The organism is Thiorhodovibrio litoralis (genome assembly GCF_033954455.1).
GTDB lineage: Bacteria > Pseudomonadota > Gammaproteobacteria > Chromatiales > Chromatiaceae > Thiorhodovibrio > Thiorhodovibrio litoralis.
In genome coordinates, this window is sequence record NZ_CP121473.1 from 4,870,526 (window position 1) to 4,897,179 (window position 26,654).

Sequence of the window (26,654 nt, forward strand, 5' to 3'; positions counted from 1 at the left end):
GGTCGGCGCCTGTCGCTGGAGCAACCACTGACGCAAAGACCGCGGAAGACACTCCCGGAGTTCGCGACGCCAGACCCACAGCGCGTTCCCCAACCGAGTCTCGCGGAATGGAGGGAGGCGCAGGTTCATTCGCCAGTCAGTCATCGGGTACGCTTCTCGCCACAGGGAACTCCAGGCTCTCTCGGCGCCATAGTACCTCAAACGCCGACGGTCCGCTCGGAGTGGCTTCAACTAGGGCTTCCAGCATTCTCCCGCTATACTCACCGCGCGATGCAGTCACACGAATTAAGTATTCAGGGCCACCACGATCAGGCGCGGGCGCAGCTACGGCATCTGGCACTGTAGGCTCATCCCGCTCATCCACAAGCGCTTGCGCATCTTCAAGCGATATATTTTGCATGGCCGCCAGCGCTCTTGCCGAGGCAAATCGCGGCTCGAACCGCGCACTGCCAGACGTTGAACTTCCTCCAAACACCGGTCCTCTTGGCGCCCTGGTTCGTTGGCCTCCGCCGATTCTCAGGTCTGGCTCCAGAGCCTGATACAGCGCAAACGTCATTCCCCGCACCTGCAGCAACTCCTCGACGCTTTCAAACGGTTGATCAGCCGCACCGTAGCCATAGCCTTCGCTCTCGTAAACATCATCCTCAGCACCATTCAGCCCGGGGAGCTGATCCCGGTCGCGCCAATCACCGATCGCGCCGACCAGTGCATCCAGTTGATCCGGCTCAGCGCCCGCAAGTTCGAGCAAGGTACGTAACTGCTCCCCTGCAACACTATTGAGGTCGATTCGCGAAGCTTGGTTGAAAATCCGAATTGAAATTTCAAAACCATCAAGTAGCACGCGATGCGCGGAACCATTGGGGAGCCAGACTTCCTCCGGAGCGGCGAACTCAGGCTGCGACATCAGGTTCGCCATCGCAAGCGAAACCGCCCCGTCAGCCATTGCGCGGAAACGCGCACCGTCGATTTCGTTTCGCACCAGTGCCTGCTGGCTGCGCTGCGTCATGGTTAAACTCAACGCCATGATGGTCAGCAGTGACAACACCCAAAGCACCAAAACCAGCGCGATGCCAGACTGACAGCGATGGTGATGTTGGAGCGATCGACGCCTAACAAGAGATACGGGTCCGCCCACGCCCACGTGCACAGACAAACAAAGGGCGCTGGAGTTGGGGCAGCACATTGTCAATGCGTTATCTATGGCAGCCGGCACTGACAAGCTTCCTTAAAGGGGCTCAGGAATTTCGGTAGCTCCCGGCAGAGTCACCAGCGCTATGGGCCAGGCCTGGTCATCCGCTGTTAAGTCAAGCTGCACGCGCATCGGCAACCCTTCTGCGTCAGTCCATTGGTCGAACCAAGCCGGGCTCTGCTCGCCCTCTGCAACACCAAAATAAGCAAGTTTGAAGCGACCTACATCAGGAACCATCAGTGTCTGCCCATAGGCACCGCCGGCCAAATCGCGATCGCGTCCATCGACGCCTGAGTCCGGCCCAAAGCCCTCCAGTAATGGCTCCCAGGCGGGCACATCACCAGAGCCATTCAGCACGTCTGGATGGAGTAACCAACGGGTAAGCATTAAACGTTTGCCACCGCTTTCATTGTCTTGGAGGGTTAGGCGAAGGATATAAAGCCCGGGCACAGAAGCACGCGCCGACAATGGCGCAACCCATTCAAGGCGGTCCGTTTCGCCGGCAAAGATCGTCCACTTGCGAGCGTCTAACTGGACCGAAAGATCGCGCGTTTGGCGCAAACTTCGTTCGATGAAAACCCGCGCAAGCCGAATATCTGCGACCCGCTCGGAGAACGTCTCCACTCCCTCCCACGCGCGCGAACCGAGCCGCAAGCCAGAAAAGAGTAGCAGCGTGATGATGCTCAACATGAACAACGCGATAAGCAGCTCTACCAGCGTAAAGCCGCGCAAATTTGCCCGTGGCAAGCTCACGGCGATACCCTGCTCAGACGCAGACTTTCAAGAACGACTCGACTACGGCCCGAACCGCGCCCTGGCCATGTTGCCACGGAGCGCACCGAAAAAAGCCGAAACTCGCCCTCACTCTCCAGCCCGGCAGCTAAATCAGAAGCGCCAATGTGAACAATCCAATCGATCCCTTGCTCGGGATCACCGCTATAAGTCCCTTCCGATAATGGGATGTCGAGACCTACGCTGTTTAATCTGGACTCGGCCACAACTGCGGCACGCGCGTAGTCGAGACTCAGCGAGGTTGCATTCATGCTGCTCGAAAAAATTTGCAACAGCACACCAAGTGATAGCGCGAGGATTGCAAAAGCAACCATCACCTCCAGCAGGGAAAACCCGGACTGCGCGCAGCGACTCATCTCAGTCGGGCTCCCAGTCCGCAATTAGAACACGCCCAGTCAACCAGTTAACGCCGACTTGATATCCGTGGCCATCTCGCGTCAGGATCACATTGCCGCCAGTGGAACTTCCGTCGGGAAAAAAGCGAACGCCACCCTCATCATCGCCGCGCATTTCCCGCTCAGCCCCGAGTAATTTCAGATCGATGCCAGAGGGAAGCCTGCCGTCGCGCCCGGTGGCAGCAATTCGGTAGCGGTTGTCCGCGACGTTCAGAACCCAAGCCTGATCCTGCCCGGAACTAATCGCTAGCTCGCGCGTGACCCGCAACGCCGATGCGGTGCGGCGCGCGGCGGCCTTCAGCTCAACGCCTGGCAACGCAGCTGAAATCAGCGGTGGAGTCAGCGAAAGCATCAGACCTGCGATGGCAAGAACCACCAGCAGTTCAACCAAGGTGAAACCATGTTCCGAAATATTGAGCGCACGCATTTTGCGGCTTATTTCTGATCAAACAATGCCTTAGCTTACTCCCAACTTGAAATATCCCGATTGTCCCCCTCGCCACCCTCTTGACCATCTGCTCCGAAGGTGATTATGTCGAAGGGTCCGTGCTCCCCCGGCGACCGGTATTGATATTCGTTGCCCCAAGGGTCTTTGGGCACCTGTGCTTTCTTCAGATAGGGTCCTTTCCAGTTAGGAGCGTTACCGGGGTCCTTGACTAGCGCCGCAAGCCCCTCGGATGTGCCAGGATACTGCCCAAGTTCAAGCCGATAAAGATCGAGAGTAGCTGACAGATCCTCAATCTGGAGTTTAGCCGTTTTGGTTTTCGAACTCCCCAGGAATTTCATGACCTGAGGGCCAACCAGCCCCGCCAGCAGACCAAGAATGGCCAGGACGACCAGGAGCTCGACAAGCGTAAAACCACGAGAAATACCGCGGCGATGGCGAATTGTGTTTGGCATCTTAAAACCTTCTGTCAGTGACTTGCCTCAACCAGTAAGCTAGGTATTGTACCCTTTAGTTAAAAGGCTCGCAGCCGCCTTGCACGCTCATCAACATCATCCCCAGGCGAGACCCCATGGCTTCCACTGATTTTGGCTCCACTCTTGAAAGTAACCGCGCTGCCGGCACTCGCTTGGAACTCTTGCTTTTTCGGCTTGATAGCTCGCAACTCTACGGCATTAACGTCTTCAAGGTCCAAGAGGTCGTACCTTGGCAGCCAATGTCAAAAATGGCACGATCACACCCGCTAGTGCTGGGAGTAGCGACTCTTCGAAACCGTATCGTGTCCGTCATCGACCTCTCTTTGGCTATGAAGATGCCGGCCCTCCATGAGCCAGAGAAGGGCCAGATTATCGTGACTGAGTACAACCGCTCCGTACACGGCTTCTTGATTCGGCGTGTCGAAAAGATTATCCACACACAATGGAATCAAGTCCAGCAACTGCCGACCAAGCTTGGCCAAGACACCTATGCCACAGCAGTGACTCTGGTTGACAAAGAACTGGTTCAAATTCTTGATGTAGAAAAGGTGCTCGACCAGGTTGTCCAGGCCAAGACCAATGTATCGGGAGTGCTAACCGAGCAAAGAGCTGCCCAGGGTCTGCGCGTACTTGTGGTCGACGACTCTTCGGTTGCCCGCCTTCAGATCCAGCGCGCACTCGAGCAACTAGGCATTGAGTGCACACTTACCCACGACGGACTCAAGGCACTGGATTTACTCGAACAAATGATTGCCGATGGCGTCGACATCGCAGAACATTTTCTGATGATAATCTCAGACATTGAGATGCCGGAGATGGATGGCTATGAATTGACTACTCGCATCCGCGCGAATCCCAGAACCAACAACATTTACATCCTGTTACACTCATCTATTAGCGGAGTGTTCAATGTCAGCATGGTAAAACGCACTGGCGCGAATAAGTTTATTCAAAAATACCACCCTGACGATCTTGCTAAGGCAGTGCTGGGCCACCTCCAACAAAAATCACACACTAGCTGAGCGGCTCTGCACTTACCCCAACTTCCAGTCCGCACCGTTGCCATGCTGCCCACAATTGTTAGACGATCAGCACCTAAAACGCCATCGCTCATTTGCGCATCGGCATCAGCAAGAAGTCAGCCGAGATGTCGCAAAACTATTAGCTTCCAGTTGCTACATCGGCAACAGCAGGTGGTTGCACGGCGGTTGCCGGAGTGCTAGCTGAATCGCGCCTTAGAGTCTCCAGTAAATCGGTGTAAGCAGCGACTGCGCGGGAGCGCGGATCAAAAAAAGCTGGGGGCACGCCCGCCCGGCTTGCATCGCGGAGTCGGGTATCAACCGGAATGTAGCCGTGCCACAAATGTTCAGTATAGTCACGCCGCAACTGCGCCAGGCTTTCAATCGATGACCGGGTACGAGGATCGAAGTACGTCGGAACAATCGTGTAACTGAGCGAACGCTGGCGCACCCGCAACACCATGTTGATGGTACGAAGCATACGCTCGAGGCCCTTCATAGCAAGAAACTCCGTCTGGACAGGAATCACCAGGCGATCGCACACAGCGAGCGCGTTAATCAGCAGGATACCAAGTACCGGCGGACAATCGATAAGGACGTAGTCATACTTGTGTTCGAGCGGTGGCAGAAACCTCTTAAGCACTAGACCAAGGCCGTCAAGCCTTCCCGACTGCCGGTCCAGGCCAGCGAGTGCTGTCGTGGCAGGGACCAAATCCAGGCGCGGATGATCAGTAGAATAAATCAACCGACTTATGTCAATATTCCGGCGCTCCGCCGTGGCAAGGAACATATCGTAAGTGCTGAATTCCAACTCATCAGGATCGTACCCGAAGTAAGCCGACAAAGACGCATGCGCGTCGATATCAACCATCAGGGTCCGGAAGCCCCAAGCTGCTAGGAGACCGCCGAGAGCAACAGCCGTTGTTGTCTTGCCAACGCCCCCTTTCAGATTGGCTACTGTCCAGATCTCCATGTACCCTCCAGAAGTTCTTGCCGCCTTATGCATCGCAGGTCGCGCCGGCCTTTGGCTAATGACCAGCCTTTAATCTCCGCCAACATGTGCCCCGCGACCCTCAACCCACCCTACCCAAGTCTAGCCGAAAAGGCTCAGGTCAAGCGCTACCGCGCCGACGTGCTAGTCGCTATAAGCGGCCATCGCACTATGGCGAAAAATTGACGCCCAGTAGGCCGCCAGCCATCCTTAAGCAGATTCCATGCCCATTTTAACCAACTAAGATGGTCTGATGGCATCCACAGTCTGATGCGTTATATCATACCCCTTGGCCACGCTAAAGAAATGCACTGCAAATTTTGAAAGTTTTGCTTTTCAACGCACTTCGTTCCTTGGAAAATGCCGGGTTCTTCGCCGAAAAGCGACAATTGAATCAAAAAAGTGGACCCCTTGGGTCTGCGCATAGAATGACGTCACATCGATCGCTTTCAGTCTCTCCGGATTATCCATGCGAAACGGCAATCCGCTTGAGCAATGTATGTAGGGATCATAGAGATGCGTAACCAACGCCCTAGCAACATCAACAAATGAGGTATGGTTTCCCAAATCTTTGAAGGCATCCCACAAATTGGTATGCGTGTCCTCAACGACATAAACCCCATTAGCAGCCATCTGAGGATAAAGACATCCAAAGCTAGCCAACTGTTGGCTCACCCGATGCCCGCCATCGTCAATTACAATATGGAAAGGACCAAACTCTGTCATCAGCCTACGCAGAAATGCGCAATCAGACTGATCTCCGACCCGAACGAAAATATTCTGTTTTTCATCCTGAAACCTGCTGCAACTTTCCTCAACATCAATCCCAACTATTCGAGCTGAATCGTGAAAGTAATCCTTCCATAATGTCAAAGATCCGCCTTTATGAACGCCAATTTCAAGAATGCTAATACCTTCTTGTTTTTGAAAGGGCCGAAACAGCGCCTCGTAGATCTCAAAATAATGATGCCACTTCGACACGGTCCCGTCACTGCGCGCGCAATACGCACGATACAGAGCATTCGCTCGGGAATGCGGGCAACCATCCTCTTCGGCATTCAGAGTCTCCAAGTCTAGCAACCCTGATGCTTCTAAGGTGTCAGCAAGCAACCGTTCCCCTGCTGTTTTCTTGAGCAAAGTTTTACCTAGTAAACTTCTCATCTTAGACTCGTTGCAACACTACTATCAGATTAACAGTCCGATCTACGGCAAGATTACCGAAACACCCATCGTCGATAACGCGCGACTCGCGCCACACTGAAATCCAACCCAACCAGACAAACCTATGTCACTCTATGATCTTGACCGCCAACTCCGGTTCCTTCGTTTCACAAACCTTCCATGGCTAAAGCGCATTTCTCTATGGCAGGCACCAACGCGGTTGCTCTCCAACAACCTGCTACTGATATTTGGTGCTCAGCGCAGCGGCACGACATTGATGTTCATGCTCCTGACAGCCCATCCCCGCATCACTGGGCTCGATGAAAGTCACGCCCGACCAATCTACCAAAGCACCGACCTACTACCGCCATGGCCGGTAATTGCTGCCAATAGCTTTTTGCGGCAGCGAACGGTTTTCAAACTGCCTGTTAGCTCCGCCCGGATGCAAGATATCATCTCCATTTACAAAGGCTGCCAAATTATCTGGATGATTCGTCACCCTTTTTCCGTTATTGCGTCCATGCGCAATCTCACCTTTCCCGACGGTCAGAGCTGGTTAGAAAAATTCGCCTTGTCGCAGGCTAAATCAACACTTGCTCTAACCTCACCCGATGCCATCTGCGAACTTGACGTTCTTGACCACATCTCGCTCGGTGCCGCACTTTGGAAACACCGCCTTTTACTCATGGAACAATACCAACAGGGCAATGTGAATGTCTACCCAATTCGCTACGAGGAGCTGGTCACCGAATCTGAAGCGGTGCTCCGGCCGCTTCTTGCGCAACTCAGTCTATCCTGGTCAGACCAACTACTCGAACATCATCGCCTGCATCAAGGCGCCAAGTATGCCGGTTTGGCAGACGGCTCGCGCCCCCTTGACAGAGACGGTCTCAACAGGGGAAGAGAGCTAACTGATATTGAGCAGCAGAAAGTCTGGGACATAGCAGGTGATGTTATGGTTCGATACTCCTACCACTGAGCAACATAGCTGTAAGGGTCACCGACAGACCACGCAACAATCAATGTTTAAAAGCCTCTTTCTAAACCATGATTAGGCCAGGTTGGGGTACAACGATCGACTTAACCCTAAATCGCCATGCACTGAATGTCACGTTTGACCGAACTTTCCCGTGAACAAAGAACTCAGCATCTTGCCGCTAAACTACTTTATCCGCATAAGAAACTTAGGCGATAAAATCTCCCCTGTTATCGTTCAGCACATACTTAAAGTCCGTCCAATCTGGTCCAATCGCACTGACATACCACACCTGGTAGCGATCGGCAGTCTGGTCACAAGCGCCGGACCGGAGTCCTATCTATGGGGCACAGGTCTAATGTCGCCCGAACACCAAATACCCCCACTCACTCGATCACGCATCCTTGCTCTGCGGGGCAAACTCAGCGCATCCACCCTCGCACGTCACACAGGCCCTATACCGGATATTCCGTTGGGCGACCCAGGCTTCCTTTTACCTACCATTTTAGGCGTAGCAAGGTCTGCGCCAGCTTTCGAGCTAGGCGTAGTTCCTCATTATGTCGACAAATTTCATCCTACCGTAACAGCATTTAGAACCAACTCATCCATAACCGTTTTAGACATACAAACAAATCCCAAGAGCTTTCTACAGCAACTCGCTCACTGCCGCTGTGTTATTAGTTCTTCGTTGCACGGACTGATTTTTGCTGAGGCGTTGGGAATCCCCAACGCTTGGGTCGTTTTTTCTGATCAAATCGCCGGCAATGGTTTCAAATTTCGCGACTGGTTTTCCGTTTGTGGCGATTGCCCCAGTCAGCCCATCCGGGTCAGACAGCCGTTACCCATAAAGACGCTCGCCGGCGCATGCGAGTTGCATCAACCAAATATCGCCACCGAGGCTTTGCAGAACGCGCTGCGCCAACTCCCACAAAACATTCAGCAGAGACCGACTCATTTCATCCGCCCAGCGCGTCCTGCATCAAAACTAACGCCTATCTTTATCATTTCATATAACCGTGGGCGCTATCTGAAGAAAATTATCTCATCCTATTTACGATTTAATCGTCCCGTAGATATTGTGATTCATGATAACGGTAGCGACGATCCAGAAACCCTGATAATCCTAAAGAACTTACAGACTAAGGGCATCGAGGTTTTTTATCATAAGCCGATCTCACATCCGGACGAACTCAATGCAGTAGATGAAACGGTACAAGAGTATTTCAAGCGCTGGGCGGAACCTGTTCCTTACGTGGTTACTGACTCTGACATCGACATGCGACTTGCTCGCGCTGATAGCTTAGATGTCTACGATGCTTTTCTAAACCGCTTTCGGGATATCGAATGCGTTGGCCCAATGTTGAAAATTCGCGACATACCGCGCGATTATCCACTATTTAATCAAGTGATGAACCGCCATATCGAGCAATTCTGGCAACAAGAACCAACCTGGCACGATTTCCCTTTCGGATCTATCGCTGCGATCCGTGCCCCTATCGATACGACTTTTGCTTTGCACCGCGCCGGCGAGAGCTTTCGTCGATTAAAAAACGGCATGCGTCTATATTCCCCCCACGAAGCACGTCATCTTGACTGGTATATCTGCGGTGAAGAACATCAGCCGTATTCCCAGTCCGCTAGCAAGCAGATCTCCCATTGGAATTCGCGCGAGCAGTTTTCTTTGCATTGTAATACACCATTACAATACTCGAGTTTCCTTGACGTCGCCTCGCATCAGGCAGGCAGCAGACGCACTGAGATAGTGCACATCAATGCAGACAACATATTGCAGCAACGTCAAGAGTGAGCGGACAGCACTTGAGTTGAGCTTCGCTCCGTGGCGCGTTACTGCCGCAGTCTCTCATGAAGCGAGCTCAGCTCACTTATCCGTGCTATGAATTGGGATTGGCTTCTTTTCCTGTACTTATCCCGCATAAAACGGGACGCGTTTTCACCCAGCTTGTTACACAGTCTAGGTGATTTTAGCAAGCTCATGATCTTATTCGGCATCAACTCAAAAGAAACGCAACAATAACAATGTTCGGGAATTACTTTTTCTAGTCCTAGACATGGCTCAGTGACGAGACAGCAACCGAGCGCCAATGCTTGGACAATTCGCGGATATTCCGTATTCAAAGTCTGATAAGCATGCACATTAAGCACAATGCGTGACTTTCTCATTGTGTTTTCAAGATCGTCACTCTCGGTTGGCGATAGTGTAATTCCATGCTGACGCAGGTAATTAAAAAGCTTTTCACGACGCGGCGTTCTACTTCCCACAATACATAAATCCCAGAGCGGCTCATCGCGACAAGCTTTTTTTTGTTCTGGCAGGGCAATATCAACGAAAAATGGAAACACTTCGAGCGCCAATGGTGCGAGATCGAACGAAAGAATCTCTTGTTGCTCGGGAAGAAAATTCAACACCGCATCGTACATTTTTGCACGCTGAATCATTGCCTGTCGTTTTCTTTCAATCCAATCACGCGCCGATGCGTCAGTCATTCCGCGTGGAGAAAGGTCATAAAGTAAAGAAAAGTTGATAAAAACATAAGTGCTGTTCTCCTGCTTCCTGAAAGGCCCAAACGGGTCGCCGATAACCAAGACAAGAGCATTCTCAACAATCACTTTCTCTGACACGTCATCCTGAACGCGAAATTCCACCGCGGTAAGACGCCCTCCCTCGTGGCGACCGTGGCAATGCTGCTTAACCAAGAAACGCTCTAATTCATTCAGTATCCAATGAACTGTGTCACGCACATACATGTAACTTTGGCGGTTTACAATAAGGTAAGCTCTCGCAAAACACTTACCGCGAGCACGCTTAAACAATAAAGAGAAGCCTTTAAATGCCATTGGGTTTCCTGAAACTGATTCGCTCAGATGGTCATGCATTTAATATCATATTCATAGAGAGTACAGGGTGACTCTTCAGGTCCCTGGCGGTTCTAGCCATGTAAGCTAGGCAATAGTGCGATAATATTGACCGCTGGGGGATTGATCGCCCGGCGTTTGGTGCCGGGTGGCGGTCTGCGTGCATGGTGGGTTGTAGGCAGCCTCAGCGCTGAGAAGTTGGCGTACTCCCGCTGGCTGCTGGCGATCTGCTCATCGGGCAGGCGTGGCTGGTTTTTAGCCTTTGTGCCTGTGCTGACTACCGGGCTTGCGCTCGCTTTTTATGCGCCGCGACTTCGGTGGCGGCTTGTTGGGTCGATCTTGCGAGGGTGGCGTGCTGAAGGTTTCGGCTGTTCTTGGCCAGTCGCGCTGCATGGTCTTTGATCCGCTCGGCCTGATGATCCGTGACGCGGGTCAGCAACAAGAACCGCGCCAGTCAGCCAGCCCCTCCTGAAGCGCTACGTATTGAGCGGATGAGAGCGCAACGTCAGGCATGCTCTGAAGTTAAGTGACCAAGGTACCCTTTGGTAGAAGGTCCTGCACAGTTACCCCAAAGACACATAGGCCGATATGTGACCGACCGTTCACGGACATTTCGGCGAGGAGATTTTACGCTAAAAATTTGATTGGTGGGCGCGGCTGGTTTCGAACCAGCGACCCCTGCCGTGTGAAGGCAGTGCTCTCCCACTGAGCTACGCGCCCAAATTTGCTATGAGCTCGAGTTTAGCCCGCGACCATTACGCCGTCAATTACAATTTGCTTGAAGACATTCTTCAGACTCAACGTGACGCGGACAGCTTGAACGAACTCCTCGAGCCCCGAGAATAATCATCCAGCATCAGCGGCACTGCATCCGACCAGCAATCCGCCATCAGAATATTCACAAATATCCAACCCCCGGAGCGTCGCGAAGAAATAGATTCTCGAGCAAACAAATCATTGCCTGTGTCGATACCGTTGAACTGATAATGACCGTCTTAATTACTAGCGCCCCAACGTTTCGCACACCGACTCAATTAGCTGATGATTTAATTTACTATTTTGGCAACAATCGACTTAACCGCACCCGCAATTTGGCCTAAGAGAGTGCAGGAGGCGCCGGCGAGCCAAGCGAGGTTTAAATAGCTGCTGCACTTGGCGGCCGATTTTGCACGAATTGCGGAACATCGGGTGCGTGCCGCGCCCCCTCAAGAGGGTCGATCAAGAGGATTTTCGGCGTTGACCTCCCTCTCAACGACCGATAACCTGCATTATGCTCCCTACTAGATACCCCATAGATCCACAGGATGGCTTGGATTCCCTATCCGCCCGGGTCTAAATACACTTAACACTGAGGAAACACCATGATATCTCGCTTTTTTATCGCCCTGCTAGCGGCCGTCGTTCTCGCGGGCCTGCTCGCCTGAGACAGCCGACGCCCAGCTTGAGCCTTAGGTGGGCAGCTCGCATGGGTTTGAGCTAGACACCCTTGGAGACGAGCAGCATATTGATCTCTGCCGCGTGCAAAGACGCGCGTCTTGATCCCACCGCCGGCCGCATGAACATAAATTGGTTTAAGGTCATCTGCACGGGACCCGTTTGACCTGCCGGCACTGAGGGATGACCATCTGGCGCCACATGTAAGATAACAAAGCGAAAGCGTCCCTGTTTTTCCAAAACATTTCACTCGATAACGATCATGAATCTAACAAACTCTGAAGGACGCCATCGGGATATCCTTCACGCCCGGCGTACAGCGATTCTCGTCATTGGAATGCACCGTAGCGGAACATCCGCGCTAACTCGCGTTCTGAACATCTTGGGTGCCGATCTCCCAACAGACCTCATGCCTCCCGTCATGGGAAATAACGAGATCGGATTTTGGGAGTCTCTTGGCGTTCAAGGTATCAATGACCGAGTTCTCGAGTCCGCCGGGTCCGCATGGGATGACTGGCAACGCTTGCCTCCAGCGTGGTTTAATTCACCTTCTGTACGAGAGGATTTTCTAGGTAAAGCCCTGCCCTTATTGAAACACCATTTTGGTCATTCCGCTTTTTTTGTACTCAAGGATCCGCGTATTTCGCGCCTGCTTCCACTCTGGCTGGAGGCCCTTCAAGAATTCAACTGCGATGTCCGCTGCCTAATTCCTTATCGCAATCCTTTAGAAGTTTCGGCGTCGCTTAGAGCGCGTGATGGCTTTCCTTCGACTAAATCACATCTCATTTGGCTGCGGTACGTTCTTGATGCCGAGCTTTCCAGCCGACAGGTTCCGAGGGCAATAGTTACGTATGACAACCTGTTAGATGATTGGCCGAGCACTCTTGACGCGTTATCGCAGAAACTAGACTTAGTCTGGCCGCGTTGGTCTCCGACCACAAAGGATCAAATTGAAAAATTTCTTAGTTCGAGCCATCGACACCACAGCATTCCGAACGAAGTTATATTCGATCAACCACATCTTAGTCCTTGGGTTAAGGATACCCACGCCGGGTTTTGTGAGCTTGCGTCAGACCAAACGGAAAGTATCGCTTCGATAAAGCTCGACGCTGTCCGTCAAGAATTCGACCGCGCTTCGGATTCTATAGGTACTGTCTTTAATTTCGAAAAAGAAACCATGGATGCGCATCTTGCTGATCTGCGGTTGCGTAAAGAGGAACTTGAACTCTCGAATGTTGGTCATGAGTCCCACATTACACAACTGCAAGGCCAAGTAGCTGACTTGGTGAACAAAGTACAGGACCTTTCAGCGCACCTTAGCAGTGTCCAAATCGAGGCGCGCGACGCAACCAGCCTAAAGCTGGATCTGCTGACCAAACTAGACGCAATTCAATCTACGGCTGCGTGGCAACTCGCCGCCCCCGTTCGCTATGCCGAAAACCGCTTTCCAAGGTTTGTCCGTCTCTTGGCTGCTTTACCTAAATTGGTCTGGTGGACTTTGTCTTCCAAGTTGCCGCAACGTCTCCGGTTAAGAAAAGCAGCTGCCGTTCTCCTGAAACGGGGGCTATTTGATCGGAAGTGGTACGTAGAAAACAATCCAGACGTGCTCCTTCAGGGTCAGGACCCGCTAATCCACTGGCTAATCTTCGGTTGGAGAGAGGGACGGAGACCAACCCCAGAGCCAGACAGCGACTGGTTTGTGTCACTAAATTCAGAGATGGCGTCAAACGGACATAATCCTCTGGTTACCTACCTTCTAAATGATAGAGAAGCCGAGAAATCCGAACGCAAAAGTACTTCGGCGCCCGTAGGTGGTGGACTTCCGCGGCTGTATTCCCAGATGCTCGCAACGGCAGATCGAAACTCTTTTAACGCCGATCATGTTGCGGAACCTGATGCGGGCTTGGATTCGTCATTATTCAATGTGAAACTGATCGCGTTTTATCTGCCACAATTCCACCCTATTCCAGAGAATGACGAATGGTGGGGGAAAGGCTTTACGGAATGGACGAATGTTACAAAGGCTGTGCCGCAATTCGAAGGTCATTATCAACCCCAGCTCCCAGGTGAACTTGGATTTTACGACTTACGGCTCTCGGAAGTGTTACACAGACAGGTCGCATTGGCGATTCAACATGGGCTGTCTGGTTTTTGCTTTCATTACTATTGGTTTGCTGGTCGTCGCCTTCTTGAAAAGCCGCTGAATCAGTTTACCTCGGACAAGAGTATCAAGTTTGAGTTTTGTATTTGCTGGGCCAATGAGAACTGGACCCGTCGTTGGGATGGGCAAGAAAGCGAGATCCTGCTCGCCCAAGAGCATTCACCAGCAACTGACGAAAAATTCATTGATGATGTGGTCCCCCTTTTTCAGGACCCACGCTACATAACGATTTCTGGGAGACCGGTACTTATAGTCTACCGGATTGACTTATTACCCGAGCCCAAACTCACTGTGAAACGTTGGCGAACAAGGTGCCGAGAGCTCGGGTTGCCCGAACCCTACTTAATCGCAGCACGGACCTTTGGACTCAAAGATCCCCGTCCCCATGGCTTTGATGCCGCAGTGGAATTTCCACCGCATAATGTGGATGTACTGGACATTACAAAAAGTACTGCGCTTCTAAACCCAGCCTTTCAAGGGCGCATTTTCAGCTATCCTTCGCTGGTTTCGAAACAAGTCGTCCCAAAACCTAGCGAGCCGTGCAGGATATTCGGCTGCGCCTTTCCTGGATGGGATAACGAAGCTCGTAAACCAGGTAAAGGCCACGTTTTCTGGGGGGCAACACCTCGGCTTTATTCAGAGTGGTTGGACAAGTTGTGCCGCGATGCGGGCGCTCGATCCGTCTCTGATGAGCGTATCGTTTTCGTAAATGCATGGAACGAGTGGGCCGAGGGTGCTCATTTAGAGCCCGACAGACGCTTCGGATATGCGTATTTGCGCGCTACCGCTCAGGTCCTTCGCAAGCATGTATCTGCGACATCCGGTTTGTCGGGGGGAATAAATTGGTTATCCGGAGAGCCCGTGTATCGAGAAGCAGAAATTGCTGTTGTCGTACATGTTTTTCAGCTCGACACTTGGAAACATATCGCGGAAAAACTTGTGCATATACCAGAAAGGTTCGATCTCTTCATAACCTTGGTAGACGAAGATGGCGTTGATCTAGTTAGAAACAATCTTCCGGACAACGTCAGGCAGTGCTTTCTTGGTGTCACGCCAAATCGCGGGCGCGATATTGAGCCGTTTCTACATTGCCTGCCATCAATTTACAACCTAGGCTATGAGATTGCTTTGAAGGTCCATGCAAAAGGCAATACTACACAAAAAAACGGGATCGACTGGGGACTGGATTTGATCGGTAAGGCGCTTGGTTCGACTAAGGCAGCAAAGGGAATAATTAATTTAATGCGAGCCCGCCAAGGTATTGGACTGGTTTCGCCAACAGGTCACCTCCTTCCAATCGAATACTTCTGGGGCTCGGCCGAGGATGCCGAACTTAATAGACGGAATTTTGAACGACTTGCTTCGCAGGCAGCATTACCGCGATTAACAAAAGGCTTTTCTTTTCCCGCTGGATCAGTGTATTGGTTTCGACCGCGCGCATTCCACGCACTGACAACAATATCGATTAGCGACGGGACATTTCCGAGTGAGGGAGGGCAGAGAGATGGAACACCAGCTCATGCTGTCGAACGTTTAGTTGGATTAGCGGCTTCAACTGACGGGTGGAGCACCGAAGTTACAAAGACAGCGAATCCGTTTGAAGAGTCAACAAGCTGGCTCATGGGAATTGAGCGTGGCACCTACCCATTCGCACATCCAACCTTTGACGCTATCCCGTATTCTCACCCTGTCCAAGGAATCCGGTGACAGATCAATCTGGACTTGCGCGGCGCAGTGGGGCCTCCCGCGCATTTTTCAGAAAATTGTAAGCACGACGTAAAGCGTCACAATCACTTTTTTGCTACGAAGTCAGTCTGAAGCCAGCCTTTGCAACAGCATGCGCTGCCCAAGCTTGGGGATATTTCACTAGTGTCCCAACGTTTCGTACACGGTCCACGTAAGTACTTATATTTAATATACATTTAGGATTTTTCGAGAAAATCGACTTGAACGCGTCGGCTCATTTCGCCCAGCCTCCGTCCGGAATCTTTGACTGGAGGCTAATTGCGAATGTATACCGGCAAACTCGTTTTCTCACAGTTAACCGAGCATCTTCCGTTGCCGGCTTTTCGGCAGTGCGTGACGCGTTATCGTGGCAACCATAAGATCAAATCATTCTCGTGTCTCGATCAGTTCCTGAGCATGATGTTCGCGCAACTGACCTATCGGGAAAGCCTTCGAGATATTGAAACGACTCTGCGCGCGCATTCGAGCAAGCTTTACCACATGGGTATTCGTGGAGGGATATCGCGGAATACCCTTGCTAACGCCAACCAGGTCCGTGACTGGCGGATTTATGCCGACTTCACTAGCACGCTAATTCAAATCGCCCGTGGCCTCTATAGCAACGAAAAACTCGCGCTTGACCTTGAGCAGACAGTTTACGCCTTTGACTCATCCACAATCGATCTTTGTCTTTCTGTTTTTCCATGGGCGCCTTTTCGGCGCACGAAAGCGGGCATAAAACTCCATACATTACTGGACCTACGCGGTAACATACCGAGTTTTATCGCAATTTCCGACGCAAAACTGAATGACGTCAAGGCGCTAGATTTGCTGACTATTGAGCCGGGCGCTTTCTATATCATGGATCGTGCGTATCTAGATTTTGAGCGTCTTTATCGCTTTCAACTCGCCGGGGCCTTTTTTGTTATTAATCGTTGCAAAAGTAGTCGCAGCTCAAGAGAGCCCGTCCAATATGTACTTGGTATCGGGCAATCGAAAGAAACTCTTGATGAGCTTGGTTTGTTTCTGTATGGAGCGAAGAATCGCCATGAGGTGGTGTTTCATATCCTCTTTGCTGAGGATAGAGCGCTTGGCCAGTCGTGCTTTGGCGTGATTCCAAACCTGCTCATCGGGGTTGAACTCAGGGCTGTAGGCGGGCAGGAACTCCAAGTCGATGTCTCCGTCCTGCTGGTCAATGAACGCTTGGGTTTCTTTGCTGTGGTGGTAAAGCGCATTGTCGGCGATCACCATGATGGGCTTGCCGACATCCTTGCGCAGCTTCTTCAGAAACGCGATGAATCGTTGGGAATTCATGCGATCAGCGATGAAGCTGAAGCGCATCTCGCCGCGTGGGGAAATGGCACTGATGACTTTCAATCCAAAGCGTCCACCACTGTTGGCAACCACGGGCGTCTCGCCGATTTTCCCCCAAGTCGTCCCGCGATGGGCATCACTGCGCACAGCGGCCTCATCGAGGAAAAACAACTCCGCACCGCGCTGGCGTGCCTTGGCGACGGCCGCTGGAAAGGTCGTGTGGAGATAGCGCTTGCGCTGTTTCGGGTTCTGCCTGTAGGACTTGTAAATGGGCCGCTGCGGGCTCAGTCCCAAATGCCCCAGCAACCGACTGACGGCGCTTTTGCTGAGCTTAATGCCCAGTTCCCGTTCAATCACGCCGCGCAAGGTATTCAATGTCCAGAGGCAGAATTCAAACTGATACTGTTGCGGAGAACCCTGCGTGACAGCCTGATAAACCCATTGCATCGCCTCGGCAGAGACTTTTCTCGGCCTCCCCGAGCGGCGGCCTTCTTTCAATGCGTCCCACCCACCGGCGCGGTAGCGCGAAAGCCAATCAAAGACCGTGCGCTGGGGGATACGGTAGACGCGGGCCACCACATGCACCGGTTCTTGGCGAAGCACAATCGCCTCGACCACCTCTTTGCGCTTCTGATTGCGAAGCTCAATCTTAGTACTCATGCCGCAATGATACACTGCAAGAACTTTTGCAACAATTAATATACGCGCCAAATCGAATACAAAGATGCGAAGATTGCACTCTCGCCCGGTCGACAAGACAATCGGATTAAGATGCGACCAAACTGTCTCTCTAACAGGTGTCAATACGGCCTTGCGTTATCCGCAGCATCTTCGCCGCATTAAGTTCATCGATCCAGCAACGAATAAAGAACTGGTTTTCTTAACAAACAACTTTGCTTTGTCCGCATTCACGATCACAGAGCTTTATCGGAATCGCTGGTACGTAGAACTGTTTTTTAAATGGATCAAGCAACACCTGCGCATAAAAGCTTTCTTTGGCACGACTGAAAATGCAGTCAAATCGCAAATTTGGATAGCGATCTCGACATATGTATTAGTAGCAATTGTAAAGAAACGATTGAATATCAATGAAAGTCTGTATAGTTTGCTACAGGTTCTGAGCCTGACGTTGTTCGAGCGTGTGCATATAAATCAACTACTTAACCATGTTCCCGACAAATACACAGATCAGGAAAACGCTAAGCAATTGAATTTATTCGATTAAACGTTGGGACACTAGTGGGGATATTTCAATGTTTAGCCGACCGCAAAGCAAGAGCGCGGCCTATATTTTTAGAAAGCGGCCCCTGTCAGTCGGGCCCCGTCGCAAGTAACTTCTGAAGAGAAGATCGAATCTCTGACAAGAAAGCACTACAACGCGTTATCAATTTTGTCTAGTGTTGCTTACACCAACTAACCCACATTTCTCGCAACGCCCTCTCCATGTTGAAGGTAAAACTATGGCCGTCACAGAACGGCGAGTCCTGCGTTTGCAAGCGCAAGCTTTTCGTTAAAGTATCGCGCCAAACATGATCCGTTGCCAGAGCACGCGCGATAGATTAGGTATTCGCTCTCATCATTAGCAACCAAATCTGACCGCCCGATGGCCTCAAGAATACTGCGACTGACCCGGCCGACCCAGGTCCCTCTCAGGGTGACGACTGGCGTCCCCATCCACAAGGCATCGGCTGTTGTTGTTGCTCCCCCGTAGGGGGTTGGGTCAAGCGCAATGTCAATACGATTGTAGTACGCAAAGTGCTCGGCGTGCGACAGCCGTCCGACAAACTCAATGCGTTCAGGCGCGATTCCATGTTTAGCAAAACGTTCCTGAGTCTGCTTTGATACTGACAAATCGCTGAAGGCTCTATCTTTTAGGATGAGAGAAACATCTGACACTTGCTTCAGCAAACGCGCCCAAAGAGCGATCGTCTGATCGGATAGCTTAGCGCTTTTGTTAAAGCTACCAAATACAATATCGCTGTTTTTGGTCGCTCTTGGCTCAATTGGAATATCAACTTCGGGCGGGGTGTAACAGCATACCATTACCCATAACTATCCCTGACGCTGCGGTAAGCCTCCAGCGCCATGACAAAATCGGGGATGCGCTGCAACCCAATCCAGAGCGTCTTCGGTCCCGGGAACCCATCGGATTTGCGGTTGAGAAAGCCGCCCAGGGAGGCGACCATGCGCACCATGGTATCGAGCGAGGGCGGCTGCTCGGGTGGCGCTTGTTTCTGGGTGACCAGATAGACCGCCTTCCATTCCTCCTCGGCAAAGACCGCATCGCAAGGCAACTCCGGGCACTCGCGCCCGAGCATGGTCAGGTACAGCACCCGCCACGCGATGATCATGTACAAAGCGAGCGCCGGCTCCAGGCGCTCGCGCGTCTCGAGCTGCAGCTCCTCGATGCGGCAGCCACTTTTTAAGATCCGGAAAAAAATCTCCACTTGCCACCTGCAAAGATACCAGGAGAGCGTCTCGATGGCCTCCTCGGCGCTCTGCACCGCCAGATTGGTCAGCAACAGCCAGTTGAGTGGCTCCTCGCCGGCGGGTGGATTGACCTCGGTGGCGAGCAAGGCCGTGACCGTGACATCGGGCAAGGTGCGATCCGGGCGCCAGGGTGCCTTCAGGGTCACGCGCACCACCTTGATCTCCTGCTTGACCTGGCGTGCTTTGGCCCCCTTGGTGGCGGGACGCTCGAAGGTGATCTCGGTGAGCACCGCAGCGGCGTCCAGGGCCTCATTGAGCTTTCTGCCATCGGCCAAGCAGCGGTCGCGATGCTGCACCCGTACCAGCCAATCGGCGCTGTTCTCGGGGATGGGCGCTTCAACAAACAGGTCGTAGATGTCGCCCTCGCGATCGGCAACATAGGTCAAGCGCGTGTCGCTCAGTTCCTCGGCCAGCGCATTGACGCGCGCGTAGCCATCGACCCAGCGCACGCTTTCTTTCTCCTCCAGTGGGCGGCGCGAGTCTTTGTCCTGGCCCAGGCTACCGGGCTCGCGCACAAAAGTGTGCAAATCCAGCAGCCCCAGCGCGAGGCGCTCGGGCGTGACCGCCAAGGTGGGATGGATGTACATCCCATAGCGGCTCTCAAAGTTCAGTGGCCCAAGACCGACAATGCCTTTTTTGGTTGTATAGTCCAGCTCGCTGGTATCTTGGATACACAGCACCCGCGGATGCTCGCGCAGACGTTCTTCGGTACAAGCAAAATGGGGTGCGAGGATCTGCTCGGCGGTGACCGTGGGATGATCGAAAAAGCGATAGGCGGCCCGGGTCTCATACCAACCGTTGCAAGCCCCGGGAATACTTTGTGTCGGCTTGGCGCCGAGGGTTTCAAGCACCTGTTGGGCGCGATGATTCAGGCGCTTGTCGCCCAGAGAGATGTCCTGCAGTTCAGAGGCCAGCGCGATCATGCCACCACCCCCAGGGCGGCGCGGAAGTCCGCCGCCAGCGGGTAGACATAGATCGCCTTGCGCGGCAGCGCGGCCCGATGGGTGCGGTCGCACTTGCCGCGCCCGGTGGTTTCGCCCAAGTCGTGCCAGTTGGCGGCACGGTAACAGGTCCCGGCAAAGCGTGGGGTCTCGACAAAGGTCTCCAGCAGCACCAGACGCTCGCCATAGCGGGCGGGAAAGTCGACACTGACTTGCCGCGCGGCCAAGGACAGCACCTTGGAGGCGAGGTGTTTGACCTGCACCCAGGGCAGGATGAGGAAGCGGGCGTTGTTGAGCACCCGTCCCAGGTGTGCTTGGCGCTGCGCGGGCGTCCAGCCAATCCAGCGGTCGCGGGCAGCGACTTTCCAGGCCGCCGCGCCAAAGCCGATGGCGCCGAGCAGACCGCCATCCCACTGGATCAGGTAGCGCAGCTGCGCACCAGGCAGGGGACTGTAGCCGAGGTAGTGGTAGCGCTCGATCAGGCCGTTCCATAATTGCGAGGCCCTTCGATCATCAACGCGCGCCAGGCGCAAGCCGCTGAGCGCGCGCAGCGGGACGGACACTGGGATCGGTTCGGGCCGGGACTCGGGGCGCGGGACGAAGCGCCGCCCATTGCCATTGCCGCAGGTCGGTGGCGGCAGCACAATGAGCCCGGCACGATGCAACCGCAGCAGTCCCACCCGGGCACTCATGAGCTTGGGGCGGCCTTGGATATCGGTCCACTCCAGCGCGCGGCACACCCGCCGAGCGATCTCCGCGCGCAGCGGCGGCTGCGCCAGCGCGATCTCCTGGCGAATGCGCGCTAAGTCGGTCTCGTTGAAAGGGCGCCCACATAAACGGCTTGGAATCGCTTGGTCCATGGTCTCCCGTCCCCTTGCTGAAGATGAAAGGGCATCTCAGCAGAACTCGGGAGCTGTGTCCAGCCCCGGACGACGCTGGGGCGGGGAGATATGGGTAATGGTATGGTGTAACAGAGGTAACAATTCGGCATGCGCCATACCCGCTCGGAAAAGTTTGCGTCCTCATTTTCCGGCGCAACGCATGAGTCGGCTAGAATATAGTCAATTGCGGCAAGACCAGTTGTGTCAGAGTACCCAAGCCAAGTGACCTGCACTGGCGCCGGGCGTTGGGCAAATACCGGCAACCGGTTGTGCGCGGTATGGCCTGATAGGTCGATCAAAATATCAATTGCGTCTGCGCGTATCTTGTCCGCGGCGGCTCTGTCGCTCAACCCGGCAAGGTTGACCCAGCTATCCACCTTCTCAGATAACTTGTCCGTATAGCTATCGTGCTTGCGGCCTGTGTTGTAACAGACGACGTCGAAATCTTTGTGGTTATGATTTGCAAACACTCCACTTACAAAATATCCAACAGGATGTTGTCGAAGATCACCTGACACATAGCCAATTCGCAATCTTCGGGTTGGATCGGGAAGATTGCGATGTATGATCTTATCTTGGCTGGAGTTAAAGCGTTTGCCGTACTCCAACGCGGCGGAAGCGAGGGCGTTGGTGGCTGTTACTTCTGAGTAATGCAGAGTAAAAAGCCTGTTAGAGTGTGCTACCGCATTGTCGAGCGCGACTTCCAACACCCTCTGATAACAGGCTAGCGCTTCAAGATGGCAACCATAATCAGTAAGTACGTCACCGCGATTGTCATTTGCATTCACATCGTCTGGCCGTATTTGCAGCGCCGCTTCGTAGGCTGCAAGCGCATCATTCAGGCGTCCCAAACTCTGCAAGACATCACCACGGTTGTTGTGCGCCCCGGCAAAATCTGACCTGATCAGCAGGGTAGTCTCGTAGCACTGCAGCGCTTCCTCAAAACGCCCGAGGTCCTTTAGAACATTGCCTCGATTAAAATGCACTTTGGCGCTTTTCGGTCTGATGCGCAAAGCTTCATTATAGGACTCAAGGGCACCCTGCAGGGCACCAAGGTCCAGCAATGCATTACCGCGATTGACATGGCCTTAAAAAATTCTGGGCTGATTTTTAATGCGGCATCGTAAGCGGCTAGCGCATCATATAGGCGGCCAAATTTTTTAAGAACCTGCCCGTAGTTCAAGTAATAGGCGGGATTAGATCGCTCGATATTGATTGCTTTTCGGATCAGTGACTCTGCTGTTTCATGATCACCTGCCTGATGCGCGGCGAGGCCGAGCAGGTGGAGAGCGTCGGCATCTTCTGGCTCAGCGGCAAGGATGGCGCGATAGATTTCCGCAGCGGCCTGAAGATCACCGCTTTGGTGGCACTGAACACCCTGTCGCAAAAGCTGTCCTGCCTGACTGGGCTGGGATCTTGCGCGGCGCTGTCCCTTTCGCGCGGCGTTCTGCTCTGATCTGCGCTTTTTTCTATTCACTGATATCGGCGACGGGCAAATCGGACGATCATGACTTACCAGGGAATCGGCTGCCCATCGCGGAAAAAGCCCCCGCTGGGACCGTCGTCTGACAAGGTGGCGGCCCAGACGATGCCTGCGGCGCCTTCTTCGATGGAACGCGTCGCGTTGCTGCCGCCCATTTCGGTCCGCACCCAGCCGGGGCAGACGGAGTTGATTTTGATGCCGGTGTCTTTAAGTTCGTCGGCGAAGATGCGGGTGACGGCGTTCATCGCGGTTTTGGATAGCCGATAGGCGGGGGCGAAGCCATTCATGTCGCTCAACTGGCCCATGCCGGAGGAGACGTTGACCACCCGCCCTTGGCCTTGCATCAGCGGGATCAAGCTCTGGCATAGGCGCAGGGCCGACAGGGTGTTGGTCTCGAAAGCGCTGCGCAGGTCGGTGAGATCAGCGTCGAAGATGCTGGAGCCGGGCGTGCCGGGAGGCGGATCAGGGAAGATGCCGGCGTTATTGACCAGCACGTCGATGCGGCCGAATTCTTTGCTCAGGTATTTGCGCAGGGCCAGCACCGAGGGTTCCTCGGTAACATGCAGCGGGAAGAAACGCACGTCGAGGCCTTCGGCGGCGAGCTTGCCGGCGGCGCTCTGGCCCTCGGCCTCGCGACGGGCGGTGAGTATCACGCGGTAGCCACGAGCGCCGAGTTGGCGGCAGGTTTCCAGGCCAAGTCCGCGATAAGCGCCGGTGACGACGGCGACGGGTTCGGTATCCATGGGCGACGAAGGCTGATGCCAGAGTTTGTGACGGCTGGTTGTTCGAGTTGGATGTGCTGATCTTGCGGCTGAATTCTGTGCCACTGGATTATGTGCTATTGAATTCTATGCCAGTATAGCAGCCTGGAATCGAAGTCCCGCAGTTACGCATCACCAAGAGGCCAAAATCAGGACTTCGCGCATCGGCATCCCATCTGCACCATAAGCATTGCCCCACCCGCGACAGAAACCCCGCGACATGAGCTCAGCGCAAAACCCGCCTCCCGACCCGATGGACCAGATCCGCATCCGCGGCGCCCGCACGCACAATCTTAAGAATATCGACCTCGACCTGCCGCGCAATCGGTTGGTGGTGATGACCGGGCTGTCGGGCTCGGGCAAGTCGTCCCTCGCCTTCGACACCCTGTATGCCGAGGGCCAGCGGCGCTATGTCGAGTCGCTCTCGGCCTATGCCCGGCAGTTTTTGTCGCTGATGGAAAAGCCCGATGTCGATCACATCGAGGGCCTGTCCCCGGCCATTTCCATCGAGCAGAAGACTAGCTCGCATAATCCGCGCTCCACGGTCGGCACCATCACTGAGATTCATGACTATCTGCGCCTGCTGTTTGCGCGCATCGGCATCCCGCACTGTCCGGAGCATGACGAGGCGCTGGCGGCACAGACAGTCACGCAAATGGTGGATCAAATCCTCGCGCGGCCAGAGGGTGAGAAGCTGATGCTGCTCGCGCCCATTGTGAGCGATCGCAAGGGCGAGTATCAGGCGCTGTTCGCGGAGCTCAATGCCCAGGGCTTTGTTCGTGCGCGCATCGACGGGGCGCTGTGCGAGCTCGATGTGCCGCCGGCGCTGGACGCCAAGGCCCGGCATGATATCGAAGTGGTGGTGGATCGCTTCCGTGTGCGGGCGGATCGCGCGCAGCGACTCGCGGAGTCTCTTGAGACGGCACTGGCGCTGTCTGGCGGCCTGGTGCGCCTGGCGGTCATGGATGAGCCGGGCGCGCCCGAGACCACCTTCTCGGCCAACTTTGCCTGCCCCCGCTGCGGCTATAGCCTGAGCGAGCTGGAGCCGCGGCTGTTTTCCTTCAACAACCCCGCGGGAGCCTGTCCGGCCTGCGACGGGCTTGGGCATGAGCTGTTCTTCGACCCCGACAAGGTGGTGCAGCAGCCGGCGCTCAGCCTGGCCGAGGGCGCCATTCGCGGCTGGGACAGCAACAATCGCCACACCTTTCGCATGCTTCAGGCGCTGGCCGCGCATCTGGGATTTGACCTTGAGACACCCTGGCATGCGCTGCCGGCGCCGATTCAAGCCCAGGTGCTGCGCGGCACCGGGCAGGACAAGCTCAAACTCAAGCTCCCGCACGAGCGCGGCAGCGGCAAACAGCGGGTGTTCGAGGGTGTGCTGCCGATGCTCGAGCGTCGTTATCGCGAGACCGACTCTACCCTGGTGCGCGAAGAGCTTGGCCGCTATCTGTCGCGCCAGCCCTGCCCGGCTTGCAACGGCACCCGCCTGAACCGCGCCGCGCGCCATGTGCGCATCGGCGGGAAGAATCTGCCCGAGCTGTCCGCGCTGCCGGTGGGCGACTGCCTGCGCTGGTTCGACACGCTGGAATTGAGCGGCCAGCGCGCGGCCATCGGCGAGAAAATTCTGGTTGAAATCATCCAGCGGCTGCGCTTTCTCGCCGATGTCGGCCTGACTTACCTTAGCCTGTCGCGCGGGGCCGATACCTTGTCTGGCGGCGAGGCGCAGCGCATCCGCCTGGCCAGCCAAATCGGCGCCGGACTGGTGGGGGTCATGTACATTCTCGACGAGCCGTCCATCGGCCTGCATCAGCGCGATAACGCCCGCCTGCTTGATACTCTGCGGCGACTGCGCGACAGCGGTAACACGGTGATCGTGGTCGAGCATGACGAGGAAGCGATGCGCGCGGCCGATGAGATCGTCGATCTCGGCCCCGGCGCGGGTGTTCAGGGCGGGCGCATCATTGCGCAGGGCACGGCTGCGGAGATTATGGCTCAGCCGGACTCGCTGACTGGCCAGTATCTCTCAGGCGCGCGCCGCATCGAGATCCCAGCCCAGCGCCGCACGGCCGATGGCGACCGCTGGCTGCGTCTGCTCGGCGCGAGCGGCAACAATCTGCAAGAGATTGACATCGCAATCCCGGTCGGCATCTTTTGCGCCGTCACCGGCGTGTCGGGTTCGGGCAAATCCACCCTGATCAACGACACCCTCTACCCGATCCTGGCGCGCGAACTGAACCAGATCACCACTGGGGCCAGCACCCAGGGTGCGCCCTATCGCGAGCTGCAGGGACTCGAACATTTCGACAAGGTGATCGACATCGACCAAAGCCCCATCGGCCGCACGCCGCGCTCCAACGCCGCGACCTACACCGGGCTCTTTGGCCTGATTCGCGAGCTGTTCGCCGCGGTGCCCGAGTCACGCGCGCGCGGTTATGGCCCAGGCCGCTTCAGCTTCAACGTGAAAGGCGGGCGTTGCGAAGCGTGCAAGGGCGACGGGCTGATTCGCGTCGAGATGCATTTTCTGCCCGATCTCTATGTGCCCTGCGACGCCTGCGGCGGGCGGCGCTACAACCGCGAGACGCTGGAAATTCGCTACAAGGGCAAGACCATCGACGAGGTGCTGAACCTGACCGTGGAGGATGCGCTCGCCTTCTTCGCCCCGGTGCCCAAACTCAAGCGCAAGCTCGACACCCTGATGAGCGTCGGCCTGACGTACATCGCGCTCGGCCAAAGCGCGACCACCCTCTCAGGCGGGGAGGCGCAGCGCATCAAGCTCAGCCGCGAGCTTTCGCGCCGCGACACCGGCCGCACCCTCTATATTCTGGACGAGCCGACCACCGGCCTGCATTTCGAGGACGTGCGCAACCTGCTCGCTGTGCTGCATCAGCTGCGCGAACGCGGCAATACCGTGATCGTCATCGAGCACAACCTGGATGTGATCAAGACCGCCGACTGGGTGATCGATCTCGGCCCAGAGGGCGGCGATGGTGGCGGGCGCTTGGTCGCGGCGGGCACCCCAGAGGCTGTTGCCGAATTCGAGGGGTCTCAGACGGGCCGCTTTCTGCGCAGGCTTATCTTTGCTGCGGCCTGAGAAGAACGTCCGCGACAATGCGCTATCCGCAAGATCGCTCAATTCGGCGCGATTA

General features: G+C 54.7%; 21 protein-coding genes, 1 tRNA gene and 2 pseudogenes. 8 read left to right on the forward strand and 16 right to left on the reverse strand.

The features are described from left to right. Positions 1-136: 136 nt before the first annotated feature. From Thiosp_RS22170 to gspG, 5 genes are all read right to left on the reverse strand, one after another. Positions 137-1,042 carry a type II secretion system minor pseudopilin gene (locus tag Thiosp_RS22170; RefSeq protein WP_201069301.1) on the reverse strand — a complete coding sequence of 302 codons (906 nt, stop codon included), beginning with the start codon at positions 1,040-1,042 and terminating at the stop codon, positions 137-139. 183 nt (positions 1,043-1,225) lie between these two features. Next, the gene (locus Thiosp_RS22175; protein WP_323696708.1) at positions 1,226-1,942 is read right to left on the reverse strand and encodes a prepilin-type N-terminal cleavage/methylation domain-containing protein; all 717 of its coding nucleotides are present in this window, start codon (positions 1,940-1,942) and stop codon (positions 1,226-1,228) included. After that, positions 1,939-2,337: a type IV pilus modification PilV family protein gene (locus Thiosp_RS22180; RefSeq protein ID WP_201069300.1), complete on the reverse strand. Its 399-nt coding sequence runs from the start codon at positions 2,335-2,337 to the stop codon at positions 1,939-1,941. The genes Thiosp_RS22175 and Thiosp_RS22180 overlap by 4 nt, the downstream gene beginning before the upstream one ends. Position 2,338: 1 nt before the next feature. Next, entirely contained in the window at positions 2,339-2,803 is a 465-nt protein-coding gene (locus Thiosp_RS22185; protein WP_201069299.1) for a GspH/FimT family pseudopilin, read from the reverse strand. 35 nt (positions 2,804-2,838) lie between these two features. Beyond that, a complete protein-coding gene (gene gspG, locus Thiosp_RS22190) occupies positions 2,839-3,276 on the reverse strand; it encodes a type II secretion system major pseudopilin GspG (RefSeq protein WP_201069298.1) in 438 nt (145 codons plus the stop codon). 116 nt (positions 3,277-3,392) lie between these two features. On the opposite strand from gspG, the gene Thiosp_RS22195 reads away from it, so the two are divergent. Beyond that, positions 3,393-4,319: a chemotaxis protein CheV gene (locus tag Thiosp_RS22195; RefSeq protein ID WP_201069297.1), complete on the forward strand. Its 927-nt coding sequence runs from the start codon at positions 3,393-3,395 to the stop codon at positions 4,317-4,319. A gap of 139 nt (positions 4,320-4,458) precedes the next feature. Here the strand turns inward: Thiosp_RS22195 and Thiosp_RS22200 are convergent, their stop codons facing one another. Continuing rightward, the gene (locus Thiosp_RS22200) at positions 4,459-5,289 is read right to left on the reverse strand and encodes a ParA family protein (RefSeq protein ID WP_201069296.1); all 831 of its coding nucleotides are present in this window, start codon (positions 5,287-5,289) and stop codon (positions 4,459-4,461) included. A gap of 354 nt (positions 5,290-5,643) precedes the next feature. Beyond that, positions 5,644-6,468: a class I SAM-dependent methyltransferase gene (locus Thiosp_RS22205; RefSeq protein ID WP_201069295.1), complete on the reverse strand. Its 825-nt coding sequence runs from the start codon at positions 6,466-6,468 to the stop codon at positions 5,644-5,646. A gap of 124 nt (positions 6,469-6,592) precedes the next feature. Between Thiosp_RS22205 and Thiosp_RS22210 the strand changes: the two genes are divergently transcribed. After that, positions 6,593-7,447 (forward strand): sulfotransferase family protein, encoded by an 855-nt coding sequence (locus tag Thiosp_RS22210; protein ID WP_201069294.1) that lies wholly within the window; start codon positions 6,593-6,595, stop codon positions 7,445-7,447. A 151-nt stretch (positions 7,448-7,598) separates the two neighbouring features. Further along, complete coding sequence (locus Thiosp_RS22215; protein WP_201069293.1) at positions 7,599-9,251, forward strand: polysaccharide pyruvyl transferase family protein; 1,653 nt, start codon at positions 7,599-7,601, stop codon at positions 9,249-9,251. Positions 9,252-9,289: 38 nt separating this feature from the next. On the opposite strand, the gene Thiosp_RS22220 is transcribed toward Thiosp_RS22215, so the two are convergent. Next, entirely contained in the window at positions 9,290-10,339 is a 1,050-nt protein-coding gene (locus tag Thiosp_RS22220; RefSeq protein WP_201069292.1) for a glycosyltransferase family protein, read from the reverse strand. 624 nt (positions 10,340-10,963) lie between these two features. Further along, a tRNA-Val gene (locus Thiosp_RS22225) sits at positions 10,964-11,038 on the reverse strand. A gap of 976 nt (positions 11,039-12,014) precedes the next feature. Here Thiosp_RS22225 and Thiosp_RS22230 point away from each other — a divergent pair. Further along, positions 12,015-15,620, forward strand: coding sequence for a glycoside hydrolase family 99-like domain-containing protein (locus Thiosp_RS22230; protein WP_201069291.1), 3,606 nt, complete (start codon positions 12,015-12,017; stop codon positions 15,618-15,620). Between the two features lie 303 nt (positions 15,621-15,923). Next, positions 15,924-16,568 (forward strand): annotated as a pseudogene (locus Thiosp_RS22235) (IS4 family transposase); the annotation flags it as partial. Between the two features lie 24 nt (positions 16,569-16,592). On the opposite strand, the gene Thiosp_RS22240 reads toward Thiosp_RS22235, so the two are convergent. Continuing rightward, positions 16,593-17,612 carry an IS630 family transposase gene (locus Thiosp_RS22240; RefSeq protein ID WP_323696709.1) on the reverse strand — a complete coding sequence of 340 codons (1,020 nt, stop codon included), beginning with the start codon at positions 17,610-17,612 and terminating at the stop codon, positions 16,593-16,595. Between the two features lie 43 nt (positions 17,613-17,655). Between Thiosp_RS22240 and Thiosp_RS22245 the strand changes: the two are divergent. Next, a pseudogene (locus tag Thiosp_RS22245) lies at positions 17,656-18,177 on the forward strand (transposase); the annotation flags it as partial. A gap of 242 nt (positions 18,178-18,419) precedes the next feature. On the opposite strand, the gene Thiosp_RS22250 reads toward Thiosp_RS22245, so the two are convergent. Genes Thiosp_RS22250 through Thiosp_RS24870 form a run of 5 tightly spaced genes read right to left on the reverse strand, consistent with a single transcriptional unit; the run spans position 18,420 to position 22,597 of the window. After that, a complete protein-coding gene (locus Thiosp_RS22250) occupies positions 18,420-18,995 on the reverse strand; it encodes an O-linked N-acetylglucosamine transferase family protein (RefSeq protein WP_323696710.1) in 576 nt (191 codons plus the stop codon). Next, positions 18,995-20,365, reverse strand: a complete 1,371-nt coding sequence (locus Thiosp_RS22255) for an IS4 family transposase (protein WP_323696602.1) — start codon at positions 20,363-20,365, stop codon at positions 18,995-18,997. Before Thiosp_RS22255 ends, Thiosp_RS22250 begins: the two co-directional genes overlap by 1 nt. Beyond that, complete coding sequence (locus Thiosp_RS22260; RefSeq protein ID WP_323696489.1) at positions 20,362-21,243, reverse strand: DUF4338 domain-containing protein; 882 nt, start codon at positions 21,241-21,243, stop codon at positions 20,362-20,364. The genes Thiosp_RS22255 and Thiosp_RS22260 overlap by 4 nt, the downstream gene beginning before the upstream one ends. Beyond that, entirely contained in the window at positions 21,186-22,328 is a 1,143-nt protein-coding gene (locus tag Thiosp_RS22265) for an O-linked N-acetylglucosamine transferase, SPINDLY family protein (RefSeq protein ID WP_323696711.1), read from the reverse strand. Before Thiosp_RS22265 ends, Thiosp_RS22260 begins: the two co-directional genes overlap by 58 nt. After that, entirely contained in the window at positions 22,223-22,597 is a 375-nt protein-coding gene (locus Thiosp_RS24870; RefSeq protein ID WP_407702803.1) for a tetratricopeptide repeat protein, read from the reverse strand. Before Thiosp_RS24870 ends, Thiosp_RS22265 begins: the two co-directional genes overlap by 106 nt. Between Thiosp_RS24870 and Thiosp_RS22270 the strand changes: the two genes are divergently transcribed. Continuing rightward, positions 22,511-22,720, forward strand: coding sequence for a hypothetical protein (locus Thiosp_RS22270; RefSeq protein ID WP_323696712.1), 210 nt, complete (start codon positions 22,511-22,513; stop codon positions 22,718-22,720). The genes Thiosp_RS24870 and Thiosp_RS22270 overlap by 87 nt on opposite strands. A gap of 56 nt (positions 22,721-22,776) precedes the next feature. Here Thiosp_RS22270 and Thiosp_RS22275 read toward each other — a convergent pair whose 3' ends face one another. After that, positions 22,777-23,490 (reverse strand): SDR family oxidoreductase, encoded by a 714-nt coding sequence (locus Thiosp_RS22275; protein ID WP_201067555.1) that lies wholly within the window; start codon positions 23,488-23,490, stop codon positions 22,777-22,779. Between the two features lie 271 nt (positions 23,491-23,761). Here Thiosp_RS22275 and uvrA point away from each other — a divergent pair, with 271 nt between their 5' ends. Beyond that, the gene (gene uvrA, locus Thiosp_RS22280) at positions 23,762-26,599 is read left to right on the forward strand and encodes an excinuclease ABC subunit UvrA (protein ID WP_201067647.1); all 2,838 of its coding nucleotides are present in this window, start codon (positions 23,762-23,764) and stop codon (positions 26,597-26,599) included. Positions 26,600-26,654: the final 55 nt, after the last annotated feature.

What these genes read in the sequence shown, in the direction of transcription:
- Thiosp_RS22180 (WP_201069300.1), bottom strand. Translation starts at nt 2,337, where the DNA reads ATGAGTCGCTGCGCGCAGTCCGGGTTTTCCCTGCTGGAGGTGATGGTT.
- Thiosp_RS22185 (WP_201069299.1), bottom strand. Translation starts at nt 2,803, where the DNA reads ATGCGTGCGCTCAATATTTCGGAACATGGTTTCACCTTGGTTGAACTG.
- gspG (WP_201069298.1), bottom strand. Translation starts at nt 3,276, where the DNA reads ATGCCAAACACAATTCGCCATCGCCGCGGTATTTCTCGTGGTTTTACG.
- Thiosp_RS22195 (WP_201069297.1), top strand. Translation starts at nt 3,393, where the DNA reads ATGGCTTCCACTGATTTTGGCTCCACTCTTGAAAGTAACCGCGCTGCC.
- Thiosp_RS22200 (WP_201069296.1), bottom strand. Translation starts at nt 5,289, where the DNA reads ATGGAGATCTGGACAGTAGCCAATCTGAAAGGGGGCGTTGGCAAGACA.
- Thiosp_RS22205 (WP_201069295.1), bottom strand. Translation starts at nt 6,468, where the DNA reads ATGAGAAGTTTACTAGGTAAAACTTTGCTCAAGAAAACAGCAGGGGAA.
- Thiosp_RS22210 (WP_201069294.1), top strand. Translation starts at nt 6,593, where the DNA reads ATGTCACTCTATGATCTTGACCGCCAACTCCGGTTCCTTCGTTTCACA.
- Thiosp_RS22220 (WP_201069292.1), bottom strand. Translation starts at nt 10,339, where the DNA reads ATGCATGACCATCTGAGCGAATCAGTTTCAGGAAACCCAATGGCATTT.
- Thiosp_RS22230 (WP_201069291.1), top strand. Translation starts at nt 12,015, where the DNA reads ATGAATCTAACAAACTCTGAAGGACGCCATCGGGATATCCTTCACGCC.
- Thiosp_RS22240 (WP_323696709.1), bottom strand. Translation starts at nt 17,612, where the DNA reads ATGAGTACTAAGATTGAGCTTCGCAATCAGAAGCGCAAAGAGGTGGTC.
- Thiosp_RS22250 (WP_323696710.1), bottom strand. Translation starts at nt 18,995, where the DNA reads ATGGTATGCTGTTACACCCCGCCCGAAGTTGATATTCCAATTGAGCCA.
- Thiosp_RS22255 (WP_323696602.1), bottom strand. Translation starts at nt 20,365, where the DNA reads ATGATCGCGCTGGCCTCTGAACTGCAGGACATCTCTCTGGGCGACAAG.
- Thiosp_RS22260 (WP_323696489.1), bottom strand. Translation starts at nt 21,243, where the DNA reads ATGGACCAAGCGATTCCAAGCCGTTTATGTGGGCGCCCTTTCAACGAG.
- Thiosp_RS22270 (WP_323696712.1), top strand. Translation starts at nt 22,511, where the DNA reads ATGATCACCTGCCTGATGCGCGGCGAGGCCGAGCAGGTGGAGAGCGTC.
- Thiosp_RS22275 (WP_201067555.1), bottom strand. Translation starts at nt 23,490, where the DNA reads ATGGATACCGAACCCGTCGCCGTCGTCACCGGCGCTTATCGCGGACTT.
- uvrA (WP_201067647.1), top strand. Translation starts at nt 23,762, where the DNA reads ATGGACCAGATCCGCATCCGCGGCGCCCGCACGCACAATCTTAAGAAT.